17 protein-coding genes are annotated in these 13,071 nt (G+C 38.4%); 4 read left to right on the top strand and 13 right to left on the bottom strand.

The window, feature by feature from the left end; translation table 11 throughout:
- Positions 1-45 precede the first annotated feature (45 nt).
- Together EV282_RS06530 and EV282_RS06525 are read left to right on the top strand one after the other, a co-directional pair.
- On the top strand, positions 46-369 hold the full coding sequence (locus EV282_RS06530) for an aminotransferase yhxA (protein ID WP_130294776.1): 324 nt from the start codon (positions 46-48) through the stop codon (positions 367-369).
- Between the two features lie 19 nt (positions 370-388).
- Positions 389-784 (top strand): DUF350 domain-containing protein, encoded by a 396-nt coding sequence (locus EV282_RS06525; RefSeq protein ID WP_130294774.1) that lies wholly within the window; start codon positions 389-391, stop codon positions 782-784.
- Positions 785-815: 31 nt separating this feature from the next.
- Here EV282_RS06525 and EV282_RS06520 read toward each other — a convergent pair whose 3' ends face one another.
- Positions 816-1,262: an RNA helicase gene (locus tag EV282_RS06520; protein WP_226535243.1), complete on the bottom strand. Its 447-nt coding sequence runs from the start codon at positions 1,260-1,262 to the stop codon at positions 816-818.
- A 77-nt stretch (positions 1,263-1,339) separates the two neighbouring features.
- On the opposite strand from EV282_RS06520, the gene EV282_RS06515 reads away from it, so the two are divergent.
- Positions 1,340-2,578, top strand: a complete 1,239-nt coding sequence (locus tag EV282_RS06515; protein ID WP_130294772.1) for a glutathionylspermidine synthase family protein — start codon at positions 1,340-1,342, stop codon at positions 2,576-2,578.
- A 43-nt stretch (positions 2,579-2,621) separates the two neighbouring features.
- On the opposite strand, the gene EV282_RS20675 is transcribed toward EV282_RS06515, so the two are convergent.
- The gene (locus EV282_RS20675; protein WP_130294770.1) at positions 2,622-2,774 is read right to left on the bottom strand and encodes a YrzI family small protein; all 153 of its coding nucleotides are present in this window, start codon (positions 2,772-2,774) and stop codon (positions 2,622-2,624) included.
- Between the two features lie 508 nt (positions 2,775-3,282).
- Between EV282_RS20675 and menA the strand changes: the two genes are divergently transcribed.
- On the top strand, positions 3,283-4,173 hold the full coding sequence (gene menA / locus EV282_RS06505) for a 1,4-dihydroxy-2-naphthoate octaprenyltransferase (protein ID WP_165389383.1): 891 nt from the start codon (positions 3,283-3,285) through the stop codon (positions 4,171-4,173).
- Positions 4,174-4,332: 159 nt separating this feature from the next.
- Here the strand turns inward: menA and EV282_RS06500 are convergent, their stop codons facing one another.
- The 11 genes from EV282_RS06500 to EV282_RS06450 all read right to left on the bottom strand — a co-directional run bounded on the left by EV282_RS06500 (position 4,333) and on the right by EV282_RS06450 (position 12,992).
- Positions 4,333-5,124 (bottom strand): SDR family oxidoreductase, encoded by a 792-nt coding sequence (locus EV282_RS06500; protein WP_130294766.1) that lies wholly within the window; start codon positions 5,122-5,124, stop codon positions 4,333-4,335.
- A gap of 17 nt (positions 5,125-5,141) precedes the next feature.
- Positions 5,142-5,996: a GRP family sugar transporter gene (locus EV282_RS06495; RefSeq protein WP_130294764.1), complete on the bottom strand. Its 855-nt coding sequence runs from the start codon at positions 5,994-5,996 to the stop codon at positions 5,142-5,144.
- A 146-nt stretch (positions 5,997-6,142) separates the two neighbouring features.
- Entirely contained in the window at positions 6,143-6,382 is a 240-nt protein-coding gene (locus tag EV282_RS06490) for a YrhC family protein (protein ID WP_130294762.1), read from the bottom strand.
- A gap of 360 nt (positions 6,383-6,742) precedes the next feature.
- Positions 6,743-7,879 carry a bifunctional cystathionine gamma-lyase/homocysteine desulfhydrase gene (locus EV282_RS06485; protein WP_130294760.1) on the bottom strand — a complete coding sequence of 379 codons (1,137 nt, stop codon included), beginning with the start codon at positions 7,877-7,879 and terminating at the stop codon, positions 6,743-6,745.
- Between the two features lies 1 nt (position 7,880).
- A complete protein-coding gene (locus EV282_RS06480) occupies positions 7,881-8,804 on the bottom strand; it encodes a PLP-dependent cysteine synthase family protein (RefSeq protein WP_130294758.1) in 924 nt (307 codons plus the stop codon).
- A gap of 12 nt (positions 8,805-8,816) precedes the next feature.
- A complete protein-coding gene (locus EV282_RS06475; RefSeq protein WP_130294756.1) occupies positions 8,817-9,284 on the bottom strand; it encodes an S-ribosylhomocysteine lyase in 468 nt (155 codons plus the stop codon).
- Entirely contained in the window at positions 9,284-9,985 is a 702-nt protein-coding gene (mtnN, locus tag EV282_RS06470) for a 5'-methylthioadenosine/S-adenosylhomocysteine nucleosidase (RefSeq protein WP_130294754.1), read from the bottom strand. Before mtnN ends, EV282_RS06475 begins: the two co-directional genes overlap by 1 nt.
- A 16-nt stretch (positions 9,986-10,001) precedes the next feature.
- Positions 10,002-10,640 carry a class I SAM-dependent DNA methyltransferase gene (locus EV282_RS06465; protein WP_130294752.1) on the bottom strand — a complete coding sequence of 213 codons (639 nt, stop codon included), beginning with the start codon at positions 10,638-10,640 and terminating at the stop codon, positions 10,002-10,004.
- 262 nt (positions 10,641-10,902) lie between these two features.
- A complete protein-coding gene (gene modB / locus EV282_RS06460; RefSeq protein WP_130294750.1) occupies positions 10,903-11,535 on the bottom strand; it encodes a molybdate ABC transporter permease subunit in 633 nt (210 codons plus the stop codon).
- The gene (gene modA, locus EV282_RS06455) at positions 11,532-12,284 is read right to left on the bottom strand and encodes a molybdate ABC transporter substrate-binding protein (protein WP_165389382.1); all 753 of its coding nucleotides are present in this window, start codon (positions 12,282-12,284) and stop codon (positions 11,532-11,534) included. The genes modB and modA overlap by 4 nt, the downstream gene beginning before the upstream one ends.
- A gap of 99 nt (positions 12,285-12,383) precedes the next feature.
- Positions 12,384-12,992: a YrrS family protein gene (locus EV282_RS06450; protein ID WP_165389381.1), complete on the bottom strand. Its 609-nt coding sequence runs from the start codon at positions 12,990-12,992 to the stop codon at positions 12,384-12,386.
- Positions 12,993-13,071: the final 79 nt, after the last annotated feature.

Raw genomic sequence — 13,071 nt, 5'->3', positions numbered from 1 at the left:
AGAATTGGGATTACATCTATAATTAGGCTTGAATGGGGTGAAAACATGAATAAAACAAAGAAACTTATTGCAGGTGTTTCATCTGCTTCTGTAGCAGTTATGCTTTCAGGTTGTAACGATCAAGCACAGGAGCTTCCACCAGAACCTACTGATGCTGAATGCCAGGATTGGGAATGGGATGAAGATGACGGCGTCTATGAATGTGATGATACGAATTCCCGCTATTTCGGTTATTACTTCTTTGGAGGCAGATATTTCAGCGGAACAAGCAGTTTATTGAAAAACTCAAAGTATAAGTCATACAAAAAGAGCTCCAGCTTTAAAGGCGGAAGTACTGGGTTCGGAAGCAGCAAAGGCTTCGGAGGATAAAATTTAAGGAGTTGTAATGATGAATTTATTTATTAATTTTGCTTTATATGCGGCTACAGGCCTCGGCCTTTTATTTGCAGGATTTATTATCTTTGAATTATCAACTAAGACGAAGGAACTTCAGTTGATCAGCAAAGGTAATACAGCAGCTGCACTGTCTTTAGGTGGAAGACTTTTTGGTCTTGCTTTTGTAATCGGCTCCTCCATCGCTAACTCATTAAGCATTATCGATCTGCTTATATGGGGAGCGGTAGGGATCGTTGCTCAAATTGCAGCACTTTTCGTTGCAGAACACCTCGCTATTCGTTCAAGTATTTCAAAAGCTATAGATGCTGATAACAAAGCGGTGGGATTGCTCGTTATGTTTCTTAGCCTTTCTGTAGGCTGGGTAATCGCACAATGTCTTACATATTAAATATAAAAAGCATGCAGCTTTTGCCGCATGCTTATATTTTTTCCCCTACATACATCACGTAAACTGCTCGGTCTTCATCAAGCTCTGCTGAATCTCGTAAAAATTGACCTTGTCTTGGTATCTCAACTACGTCTTTTAAAAGATACCTCATAACATCCCAATGGCTGTTTAATGCTTGTACATGCAAAAGGGGCATATCACCTGTACTCTGGTATCGCCTGAACTCTAAAAAGATTCCTCTTCCTTTGTAGCTTGTCTCATCTGAGAAACGTTTAGCAGGACCTTTTTCTTTAACGATTAAAATCTCTTCGCTCCCTTTCATTTCATTGGATTGCAGTTCATACTCTTTTTGTCCTGTAACGAAAAACTCACATAACTGTCTCGCATATTTTTCATCATTGTGCATATTTTCAGGTATTTTATAAGTTAAGAAAGGTTCATATCCATCTGATTTTTCTATGTAATAAGTTAATTCCATTATTCTCATCCCTTTTATAATTTGTTATGTTTATGATATCAGTTTTCATGAATGTATGTAGCGCCGGAGGTTTAATCATGAGCTATATTGAACAAAGAAAAAAATTCTATGAGAAGATTCCAGAGTTTTGGGCAGATATGTATGGACAAGAGTATGCGTTGTATTCACCTTTCTTTATTGAAAAAGAAGTAGCCGATTCAGTTAAGGAATTCGGTTCCAGAGTGAGTCACATTCTTTTTAAAACAGCAGAGCTTCTTCAATCACAAAGCTTGGAAAATGATATTTTAAGACTTTTAGGGTTTCCGGATTCATTGTTTTCGTTTCTCCGCTTTCATACAGAACTCCCAAAAACAGTGATCGGCAGAATCGATTCTATTGAAACTCTTGATGGACACAAAGTGATGGAGTTTAACAGTGATACACCTACATTTATCTATGAATGCTTTAAAATAAACGGTCTTATTTCTGAACATTTCGGGGGTAATGATCCCAATACAGGTTCGGAAGAGGAACTAAAACGTGCTGTTCGATCAGCGATTCTTACCTCCTATCGAGGATTAAAATCTTCGCATTCACCAAACATTGTATTTACATCTCATGATGACAATACAGAAGATAAAGAGACCGTACTTTTTTTGAAAAATCTTTGTGGTTTCCCTTCTCAATACATTCCTTTAGATCAGCTTATTATCAGGAAGAATGAAGGGCTTTATGATACAAAAGGAAAAAAGATTGATGTCTTGTACCGTCAGACATTTCCGATCGAATTGCTAATTCAGGATAAAGACATAACAACAGATGAGGAGATCGGTCTGCAGCTGACTGATCTTGTAATACAAAAGAAGCTTGCAATTGTGAATCCTCCTTCTGCATTTTTATTACAGAGTAAAGCTGTACTTGCAGTCATATGGGGTATGCACGAAGAACGCGCTGCTTTTTTTACAGAAGAGGAACACGAATGGATCGGTCAATATTTTTTACCTACCTATTTAGAACCTGATCTTTTCCTGAAAAATAAAGAGATGTTTGTACAAAAGCCTGTATTTGGCCGCGAAGGGGATACGGTTCGAATATTTGATGGAGAAGGTAAGCTTCTCGATCAAGACAAACATAAAACGTATGAACATTATGTGAGTGTTTATCAGAAGTACGTTCCTCTTCCAAAAATGAACTTCGATTCACAAAAAGGAACGATTGAAGGGCACCGTATGACAGGTACATTTATCATTAACGGCAGACCAAGTGCTTTCGGATACCGTGTTGGAAACCGTATTACCGATAACCTTTCTTACTATCTACCCTCTTGTATAAAATAAAAAGCGCCTATCCACTTTTCATCGTGGAGGGCGCTGATTTTTTTTAAAGCATTGAAGATATATTATATGCTGCCTTTTCTTTAGCCCGATCATATAGAGATTTTACTCTCCTATCAGCCATGTACTGTTCTTCTGATCTATGAGTTCTTTTAATTGAAAAGGTAATCGTTACAAAAAACAAATGTAATGTAAACATATTGTTATTCACTCCTAATTCGTTATTATATTTTTTAGTTTAGGTCGAGTTTTTCTCCGTTAACAGCCAAGTAAGCAGTGTAATTCCTACCATTATCATTGCAATCTCCTCCTTTAAATTTTTATATAAAAAACACCGCAGAAAATCCCTGCGGTGCAAAAATGGTCATATAAAAACCGCAGGCATTCGACCTGCGGTGTCTTTTAAACAGATTAAATAGACATACTGCTCCAGTTGGCGGTCGAACGTAAATTTTTATTCAGTTTAATTGTTGTACGCAACTTTAAAATCATTTTGTTCAACCTCCTTTTTTAATTTTACTTTACTTAGCAAATCATACACAATTTACCAAGTGTTGTAAAGATTTTTTTTGCCTCTAAAAGGATATTCATTCTGCTCAGAAAAGTTTCCTTCTTTTTTAAAAATTGGGTAATATTTATGAAAGTTATTTATGTGTACACTTTCACAAACTTTTATTATAATAATAAGCGTAAAGGGGGAAACACAAATGATACATCCAAAGGTCATTTTCGCTTCTACAAGACCTTTTTCATTAACAGCATCAGTCATACCTGTTATTTTCGGAACGATTTTATCTTTGCAATGGACAAGCATCAACTGGACTACATTCTTACTCACGCTTTTTGGAGCTGTATTTTTACAATGCGGCACAAACCTTGTAAATGATTATTTTGATCATGTTAAAGGTGCAGATATTCCTGGTTCCTTAAGCCCGTCTGGTGTTATCGACCGAAAGGAAATGACACCTCGTCAAGTGTACATCACAGGATTAATCTTCTTCAGCTTAAGTATTATTATTGGCTTGATTTTGACAGCACTAACCGGACCAGTTGTTCTTTATATCGGTATTCCTTCCTTATTGGTAGGTTACTTTTACACGGCTACACGTTATGCATTAGCTTATAACGGATTAGGTGAGATAGCTTCTGGCAGTACTCTCGGAATTCTAGCTGTCGTTGGATCCTTTTATACACAAACACTCAATCTGAACATGGAAGTCTTTTTGGCAGCCATACCAAATGCTCTTCTTGTAATGGCCATTCTGCATGCCAATAATTTAAGGGATTTCGATACAGATAAACAGATTGGGAAAACGACTATTGCAGGCTTGATCGGCAGGAAAGCCTCTCGTATCGAGTACTATATTCTAATGCTTGGTACGTACGTTAGTTTAATTGCTTTAGTGCTTTTAAATATTTTACCTGCTTGGAGTCTGATTGCTGCTATAACACTTCCTATCGCATTAAAAGGGCTGCAGATTGCAGTATCCACTTGGGAAGCCAAGCAGCTTAATAAGGCTCTAGGATTAACTGCCATGCTTCACATGGCTTTTGGAATTCTTTTATGTATTGGAACATTAACAGGTATTCTGTTATAAAAACGGCTGTTTTCGTATTCATTGTTGCTCTCCGATAGTCTCGCACCTTACGCTTCAATCAACTTGCATAGGAAGAAAAAAAGAAAATATCCAAAAAGCAACAATCTTTTTGAAAAGAGCCTAAAAAACACGTCCTCCTGAATCGGAGGACGTGTTTTTTTAGCCTTTTCCTGCTTGAAATCCCGGGTACAGCGTCATTCCGCCGTCAGCAATCAAAGTTAATCCTGTTACATAGCTCGCCTGTTTTGATGCGAGCCAGACGGCAGTGGCTGCAATCTCTTCAGGTTCTCCTATGTATCCCATGGGAATCAGTTTCAATACTCCTTCTTTGAGCTTTGGGTCTGAAAATTTTTCTGCATTGATCGGTGTATTGATTGCACCTGGGGCTATGCTGTTAATTCTAATCTTTTTTGGCGCATATTCTAAAGCAAGGGTTTGCGTCATCAATTTAATACCGCCCTTACTTGCTGCATAGTGAACGAAATGCGGCCATGGGATAATTTCATGAACACTCGACATATTTACGATGGATCCCTGAATATCATTTTCCAGAAAATAATCAATCGCTTCCCGGCATCCTAAAAATTGACCGGTTAAGTTGGTTGAGATCACTTTGTTCCAATCCTCTAAAGTAAGTTCATGAGAAGGAACTTCGTTTTCAATTCCGGCATTATTAATCATCACATCAAGCGAACCGAATTCTTCTACCGCCTTTTTTATTAAGTTCTTGATATCCTCTTCTTTTGTTACGTCCCCTTGAACGGCAATTGCATTTCCGCCGTTTTGCTTTATTTCATCAATAATTGCATCCGTTTCTTTTACTTGCTTATCAGAATGATAGTTAATGACTACATTCGCTTGCTCTTGTCCAAAGCGTATGGCACAAGCTTTCCCAATTCCCGTAGCCGCTCCTGTGATGATCACCGTTTTTCTTTCTAGATCTGGATACATCCAATCCACTCCTCTTTCTACGTTTTTGTAAATCCTAACATCACACCGCCAAGAATGATCAGTACACATCCTGAAATAACCCAAATGATTTCTTTTTTACTGCGTTTTTCACCTAGTATAAAAACTCCGCCTAGAGTGGAAATAATAATACCTGTTTGTGATAAAGAAAAACTTGTCGCTATTCCAATCAGTGGCAATGCAAGAAGCAGTGTCAAGTTCCCCGTGCTCCAGATCAAACCTGTCAAAATGTTTCTCATTGAATATTTATTAAAGGGTTTATGTTTCATTGACATCACAAGTGCTCCCAAAAACATACCTATAGCCTGAGGGAGAATTGCCTGCCACCCGTTTACTTCAAACCATCTAATTATTACGACATATGTAACATATCCAACAGTTGAAATTAAGAGGATCGTAATGCCTTTTTTGAAATTTTGGTTATCTTTCTCGTTTCCTTTCTTGCTTCGGCGGGAAGTCAGCAATGCCCCGGCCACAATCGAGCAGATCGCAGCAAGTCCGATCATTATCTCCGTCGTAGTTTTCCATTCATGAAAAACCAGTACTCCGAAGAGGGTGGTTCCAAACAATTGCATTCCTGTAGATAATGGAACAATTTTTGAAACCCCTAAATAATCAACACTCGCAAATTGATTTCGCTGTCCAATTACCCAGAAGATTCCCGAGACCACACCGATGGCAAAGACAGCCAAGCTAAGGTCAGGCTGAACAATAAAGAAAGCTACAAGCGAAAACAGCAGGGCTCCAAGTGTCATTCCAAAGGTTTGGCTATGAAAGTCACCTCCGAGTTTTTCACTGACTAATACAATACTTCCCCAGCAAACCGCTGTGATAAGTGCCCATATAATACCCAAAAAACCACTTCTCTCTTTTCTTGAAATTGTTAAAACTTAGTATGACCTTTTACAGTTATTCAGTATTCATACCCCTATTTTTAATCTATATAAACAAAAATACCGCCCCTTTTTAAGGGACGGTACGTGAAATTAATAATTAGTTTTTATTTTGTGATTTCCTGTAATTGCACTTTGCACTTTCTAACCACATTGTACATAAGTGCGGTAAAGCCTAAACATGTTAATGAAGCGATACCTAGAGTAATCGATTGGATAAAGTTTTTGTCTTCCACTGGAAGTACTAATCCTAAATAGAAGAATGTGCTTACTGCCAACAAAATAAAGCCAAAGCGCTGGTAGTCAGCCATCTTTTTTTGTAATTCTTTCTCAATTTTGTTTGTCATGCAGCTTCTACCTCCTAACCTCTATTAACAGAATAACATAGGTAAGTCAGCTACCTGCCAAGCACTTTTTGACAATCTAGTGAAAAAACTATGGCTAAATAGTGATAAAATCCGCTGTTGCTTCCGCACTTCATTAGTAGCTTTCGGTGCTAGCACAGTCTTTCCTTAAGATTTTGCACTTGATTCTAGATGTTCTCTCTGGAATAAGCAAATAAAATAGGACTGAACAAAAATAGCGGTTAACCGAACAAATTTTCTACTTAACCGTACAAAAAAATTTCACCACAGAAAAATGTTCGCCTGAAAAAGACGCCACCTCCAAAAAAAAAAAGCAAACGCATCAGCGCTTGCTCTTTATAATTAGTTGTTTAATGCATTCTTTAAATCTTCGATCAGGTCCTCTGCATCTTCAATTCCTACAGAGATACGAACTAATCCGTCTGTGATTCCAAGCTCTGCTCTCCGATCTGCTGGAATTGAAGCATGTGTCATTCTTGCAGGAACTGAGATCAAGCTTTCCACCGCGCCTAGACTTTCAGCCAATGTGAAATACTTCACTTTTTTCAGGAGTGCGTCTGCATTTTTTTCGCTACCGACATCAAACGATACCATACCGCCAAAGCCGCCAGATTGTTTTTTTGCGATATCATGCTGAGGATGGTCTTCAAGACCTGGGTAGTATATTTTTTCAACGGAAGGGTGCTCTTTTAAGAACTCAACAATTTTCTTCGTGTTGCTTTCATGAGCTTCCATTCTTAGACCTAATGTTTTGATTCCTCTGATTAATAGCCAAGAATCTTGAGGTCCTAAAACCCCTCCAGTAGAGTTCTGCACAAAATGCAAGTCTTCGCCCAGCTTATCATCGTTTACAACGACAAGTCCTGCGACAACGTCACTATGGCCACCGATATACTTTGTAGCCGAATGCAATACGATGTCTGCACCAAGTTCGATTGGATTTTGCCAGTAAGGTGTATTAAACGTATTGTCTACCATAAAGAGAAGGTTTTTAGATTTAGCCCATTTAGCTGCTGCTTCAATGTCTGTAACTTTTAATAATGGGTTTGTTGGCGTTTCAACATAAAGAGCTTTTGTATTCGGTTTTAGAGCGGATTCGATCTGATTGATATCTGTTGTATCTACAAAAGTTGATTCGATTCCAAGACGGTTTAAAACTTTTGACATGACACGGTAAGTTCCACCGTATACATCATCTGTTAAAATCACGTGGTCTCCTGAATCAAAAAGCATCATGACTGCCGTAATAGCTGCCATACCTGACCCAAAAGCAAATCCGCGCTTTCCGCCCTCAAGATCTTTAATTAATTCTTCAAGTGCATGGCGTGTAGGGTTTCCTGTTCTGGAATATTCGAATCCTTTATGAACGCCAACATCATCTTGCTTATATGTGCTTACCTGATAGATCGGATAGACAACCGCTCCTGTATTTTTATCAGAAGGAATGCCTCCGTGGATTAATTGTGTTTTTCTTTTCATATCAGATGCCTCCTTCATAAATTTTCTTGCTTAAATATCTCTCAGAACTGTCTGCAAAAATGGTTACGATGATATCACCGTTTTTGGCTGACTGTGCTTCTACTAAAGATGCATGCAGAGCAGCACCTGAAGAGCTGCCGACTAACAGTCCTTCTTTTTTTGCAAGCTCCGCAACGCGTCTAAAAGCATCTTCATCTGTTACCGTGTGTATGCTGTTAAAATAAGAAGAATCCATATATTCGGGAAGAAACTCCATACCGATTCCTTCCGTTTTATGAGGACCGGATTCTCCTCCATTTAAAATAGACCCCTCTGGTTCAACTATAACCGTTTTAACAGCAGGATTTTTCTCTTTCAAATAGCGGGCCGTTCCCATAAACGTACCGCCTGTGCCTGCTCCAGCAACAAAAACATCCACTTTTCCCTCAAGGTCCCTCCAAATTTCTGGACCAAGCGTCTTGTAGTACGTGTTAGGATTATCTGGATTTGAGAATTGAGCAGGCGAAAAAGAGTTCGGCACCTCATTTAAGAGTTCCTTTGTTTTCTTTATGGCACCTTTTATTCCTTCAGAAGTTGGAGTATGAACAATTTTTGCACCAAGAGCTTTCATGAGCTCCTGTTTTTCAATACTGAACTTTTCAGGGATAACAAAACAAACATTGATGCCTTTGTTGATCGCAGCAAGCGCAAGGCCGATCCCTGTGTTGCCTGCAGTTGGTTCTATAACGGTTCCACCAGGTTTAAGCTTTCCGGAAGAGAGGGCACTTTCTAAAAGTTCCATTCCTAATCTGTCCTTTACACTGCCACCTGGATTCATGAACTCTAGTTTTGCAAAAAGGCGTACTCCCTCTGGAAGAGAAAACTGCGTAATCTCCATGAGAGGAGTATTGCCGATCAAATCATGCACATTTTTATAATAGTTCATTCTTTCAGCCCTCTATTCAGCGAAAACAACGTGCCACTCATCTTTTTTAGAAAGCATCTTGCGTGCGATCTCTTTAGCGCCTTCAAGGCTGTGATTTGCTGCCCATCCGCACTGTACTTCATTACATGCAGGTACTTCAGTGGCTTCTAATACATCGTTAAGTGTTTTTTCTAAAACTTCCAGTATCTCATCATAGTTATCATGGTTGATAACAGATAGATAGAAACCAGTTTGACAACCCATCGGGCTGATATCTACAACAGTAGAATGGTGATTGCGGATATTTTCTGCCATCAAGTGCTCGATTGAGTGAAGACCTTCCATTGGCATGTGATCTTTGTTAGGCTGGCAGAAGCGGATGTCGTATTTATGAATTACGTCACCGTTGGCTCCAGTAGTCGTACCTGCTAAACGGATATATGGTGCAACAACTTTTGTATGATCAAGATTAAAGCTTTCAACATTCATTTTTTTTGTCATTATGATTTCAGCTCCTCTACGATTTTTTGAACAAGTTCTGCGGAATTCTTAGATGCTGTTTTCAAAAACTGGTCATAAGATACACGGGCATCTTTCCCGGCAATGTCTGACAATGAACGGATAATAACAAAAGGAACATTAAACTGATAGCATGTTTGTGCAATTGCTGCCGCTTCCATCTCAGCTGCATACAATGCTGGAAATTTCTTGCGTATGTCTTCTACCCTCTCATGATCACTCATAAACGAATCACCGGATGCGATTAAACCTTTTGCGACTTGAATGTTTTCAACACGAGCACCCGCTTTAACAGCTGCTTCGATTAATGTTTGGTCAGGCTTATAATTCGCAGGCATTTGAGGCACTTGCCCATATTCGTATCCGAAAATAGTTGCATCTACATCATGATGTCGTACTTCAGTGGATATTACAACATCGCCTACATTCAGATCAGTATGAAAACCTCCTGCAGATCCCGTATTCAATATTACATCAGGTTCATACATCTGAATCATGAGAGTAGTACCAATCGCTGCGTTTACTTTTCCTATTCCTGATTTCAAAAGAACGACTTCCTGACCGTTTAAATATCCTTGATAGAATTCACAGCCTGCAAGCTTATTTTCCTGAAGGTCTGATAGTTGCTCTCTTAACAGAACAACCTCTTCTTCCATTGCACCAATAATTCCAATTCTCTTCATGTTAAATCTCCAATATCTATTTTTTTACCGCTTCCATAAGCCAGACATACTCATTTAGCTTTTCAAATGTGATATCAAAATCGTGTTTTTTGAAAATTTCATCGAGTACATCCAGAGTTGTATAATATTCCGTCTGCAAGTCTTTTAAAAGATTAAAATATCCTTGTTCTTTGACTCTTTCATGGCGTTCTTTTTTTTCTGTTTCATGAAGGAATGCGGTATCTGCAAAAACAATTTTACCATCTTTTTTAAGCAGCTGGCTATAGTGTCCGATAGCCTCGTCTTTTTCATCATCTGTAAGGTGATGAAACGCATACGTGCTGACAATCGTATCGATCTCTCTGTCTAATTTGGGAAAAGATAAAAAGTCTCCATCATGCAGCACTAGTTCTGGATTTCGTTTTAAAGCTTTTTCTCGCATTCCTTTAGAAGGTTCGATTCCAATAACCGTTTTACCTTTTGAAAGCAGCTTTTCACTTAAATTTCCTGTTCCCACGCCGAATTCTAAAACTGCATGACCTGATTTATTTACCACAGTTTCAAGAATATAGTCATAGTTATGAAAAACTTCCTTGTATTCTTGTGTCTCCCCAGCCACAGTTTCATCATAAGAAGAAGACCATTCATCAAAAAGTTCAATAAACTCTCGTCCCATTTTTGTCACTCCAAATTATAAAATATATTATTCCTATCAATATACTATGAATTAAATGTTTACAGGTTCCAAAATAACACAATTTCTTGTGTTTTTCAAATGGATGAACCTGTTAACCATTCAAAGATTTGTTGCTTAGGGTTCATTTATTCTTCTCTTTATTGACAAGGTGATTGGAGTACAAGGTTCGAGACTCCTGCGGATCCCAGAAAATCCGTAAATAAATCAAATAAAAAACTCTGAAAAACATTCAGAGTCATGGTCAAATTGATTTTTTTGCAAAAATTGAACTAATCGCCAACATAACAAATGAAAACAGTGTGAGGAACAACGATAAAACCAGAGCGGTTTGTTCATCTCCTAAAAGAACATGGTCATATATAGCAAGCGGTGCTGTTTGGGTGACACCTGGTATATTCCCCGCAATCATAAGAGTTGCACCGAACTCTCCGATCGCTCTTAAAAAAGAAAGCATTATAGCAGCTATCACTCCATGTTTCGCTAACGGAATGCTTACCCTATAAAAGATATTCCAACTCGATCCATCCAGCCGTGCAGCATCAATGATGTTGTCATCCAAATTTTCAAATGAAGCTTTTGCTGTACGAAAAAACAGTGGGAAAGCGACGATTGCCGCCGCTAGAACAGCAGCTTTCCAAGTGAACACCCATTGTATGCCTAAGCTGCCTAAACCATCTTTTCCTAACAGCAGCAATAATATATATCCAACAACGGAAGGAGGCAGAATTAATGGAAGGCTAAAGATTGTTTCAATGATTATTTTTCCTCTAAAAGACAAACGAGCAAACAAATAGGATAGTGGCAAGCCTGCTGCCACTACAAAAGCCGTAGCAATAAACGCAGTTTCTAAAGATAGTACTAATGGATGAATCAATGTTTAACACTCTCTCTAAAATTATATTTCTTTAAAATTTTCTGCCCTTCTTTTGAACTAGTGTAATTTAAGAATGTCTTAGCAGCTTTCTTTTCGGTAAACGAATATACAGGATAATGAATGGCTGGATACCAGTCAATCGGTATATTTTTAATAATGTTAATCCTTTTATTTTCAAGTGCATCGGTTCGATACATGATGGCATATTCTACAGCTCCTGTTTCAACCAATCCCTTTAGATGTACTGCATTTTGGCTGTATATAACATTATATTGTTTATGTTTTACATTTTGCAGTGCTTTTTCGGCATAAAACCCTGCAGGCACCAAATCAGGGTCACCGATTCCGAGTTTGGCATTCGAAGGTATATCTTCTATCGAGTCAACCGGTGTTCTGACCTTCGTTCCTGAGACAAAGACCAGCTCGTTTGATGCAATAATTCCTTCTTTTTTTATATCAATTTTTTTATCGTCAGACATAAACCTCTGAAGGGATTGTGCTGAAAACATTAAATCAGCTGGTGCGCCGTTTTTTATTTGATTGATTAAAACCCCTGATGCACCAAAGTTCGCTTTAATCTCAATATCCTCATGTGTTTTTTCAAACCGTTCTTTCCACTCGGTCACAGGTTCTTTCAGACTAGAGGCAGCAGATATGTAAAGGACTTTCTTTTGCTGGCTAGTTTCGCTGCAAGATGTCAGTAAGACTGCAATGAATAGGATTCCAATGATATAGTTTGTTTTTTTCATAATTACTCCTAGCTGTTTCATACCCTTATTGAAGCATTAACCATAAAAAATGAAAAGAAAAAAGACAACCAGCCTATGAGCAGATTGTCTAGTTCGTCCTTATTGTACTTGTGTAACACTTATCGGCTGCCATCCTTTTTCAGTAATCCACTGCAGAACGACGTCGTACTTAATCTTTTCAGTTTTGGATTGTACGGTACCTTTAGATAAATCAGGACCACCGCCATTACCGAGCCAGAAGATTGTCATTTGATCTTCTGGAATGTTTGTCGCGTACGAAAGTGCCTGAATCATCTCTTTCCAGTCTTGAGACTGGTCGTCGTATGATTTCTGATGAGGCTCTGCTTGGGAAGTTCCGATTGGTTCCCAAGGGCCTTCAGGACCTCCGCCTTCAGGACTTTCAGATTGTGTTTCATCGTCTGTATTTGTTTCCGTATCATCTGACTCATTCTCGGATTCGGCAGATGAAGAATCTTCATTTGTGTCTTCCTTATCTGATTCCATTTCTATAGAAGAATCGTCTTTCGTTACATTATTGCTCTCAGTTTGTTCATTTTCTGATGTTGATGCCGTATCGTTTTCATCTCCAGAGAAAAGATTGAACGCAACCACAACAATTAGCAAAAATACCAGGCCGATTGCTATGTTTAAAAAACGATTTTGTTTTCGCTTTTCTAATCTCGTTTCATAACGTTGATTTCGTTTCATGTTATCCTCCCCAGTAAATAAGCTCATTTTATTTTACCACGAGCATAGTGTTTGAGGACACTTTTTCATTCTTATTATC

This window comes from Fictibacillus sp. BK138, from assembly GCF_004216955.1.
Classification (GTDB): Bacteria; Bacillota; Bacilli; order Bacillales; family Fictibacillaceae; genus Fictibacillus.
The sequence above is the reverse complement of the archived record's forward strand: the minus strand, read 5'-3'. Positions and strand labels throughout refer to the sequence as shown.

What these genes read in the sequence shown, in the direction of transcription:
- EV282_RS06465 (WP_130294752.1), bottom strand. Translation starts at nt 10,640, where the DNA reads ATGGGACGAGAGTTTATTGAACTTTTTGATGAATGGTCTTCTTCTTAT.
- EV282_RS06480 (WP_130294758.1), bottom strand. Translation starts at nt 8,804, where the DNA reads ATGAACTATTATAAAAATGTGCATGATTTGATCGGCAATACTCCTCTC.
- EV282_RS20675 (WP_130294770.1), bottom strand. Translation starts at nt 2,774, where the DNA reads ATGTTTACATTACATTTGTTTTTTGTAACGATTACCTTTTCAATTAAA.
- EV282_RS06500 (WP_130294766.1), bottom strand. Translation starts at nt 5,124, where the DNA reads ATGTATCCAGATCTAGAAAGAAAAACGGTGATCATCACAGGAGCGGCT.
- EV282_RS06485 (WP_130294760.1), bottom strand. Translation starts at nt 7,879, where the DNA reads ATGAAAAGAAAAACACAATTAATCCACGGAGGCATTCCTTCTGATAAA.
- EV282_RS06450 (WP_165389381.1), bottom strand. Translation starts at nt 12,992, where the DNA reads ATGAAACGAAATCAACGTTATGAAACGAGATTAGAAAAGCGAAAACAA.
- EV282_RS06520 (WP_226535243.1), bottom strand. Translation starts at nt 1,262, where the DNA reads ATGGAATTAACTTATTACATAGAAAAATCAGATGGATATGAACCTTTC.
- modA (WP_165389382.1), bottom strand. Translation starts at nt 12,284, where the DNA reads ATGAAAAAAACAAACTATATCATTGGAATCCTATTCATTGCAGTCTTA.
- mtnN (WP_130294754.1), bottom strand. Translation starts at nt 9,985, where the DNA reads ATGAAGAGAATTGGAATTATTGGTGCAATGGAAGAAGAGGTTGTTCTG.
- EV282_RS06530 (WP_130294776.1), top strand. Translation starts at nt 46, where the DNA reads ATGAATAAAACAAAGAAACTTATTGCAGGTGTTTCATCTGCTTCTGTA.
- menA (WP_165389383.1), top strand. Translation starts at nt 3,283, where the DNA reads ATGATACATCCAAAGGTCATTTTCGCTTCTACAAGACCTTTTTCATTA.
- EV282_RS06490 (WP_130294762.1), bottom strand. Translation starts at nt 6,382, where the DNA reads ATGACAAACAAAATTGAGAAAGAATTACAAAAAAAGATGGCTGACTAC.
- EV282_RS06525 (WP_130294774.1), top strand. Translation starts at nt 389, where the DNA reads ATGAATTTATTTATTAATTTTGCTTTATATGCGGCTACAGGCCTCGGC.
- EV282_RS06475 (WP_130294756.1), bottom strand. Translation starts at nt 9,284, where the DNA reads ATGACAAAAAAAATGAATGTTGAAAGCTTTAATCTTGATCATACAAAA.
- EV282_RS06515 (WP_130294772.1), top strand. Translation starts at nt 1,340, where the DNA reads ATGAGCTATATTGAACAAAGAAAAAAATTCTATGAGAAGATTCCAGAG.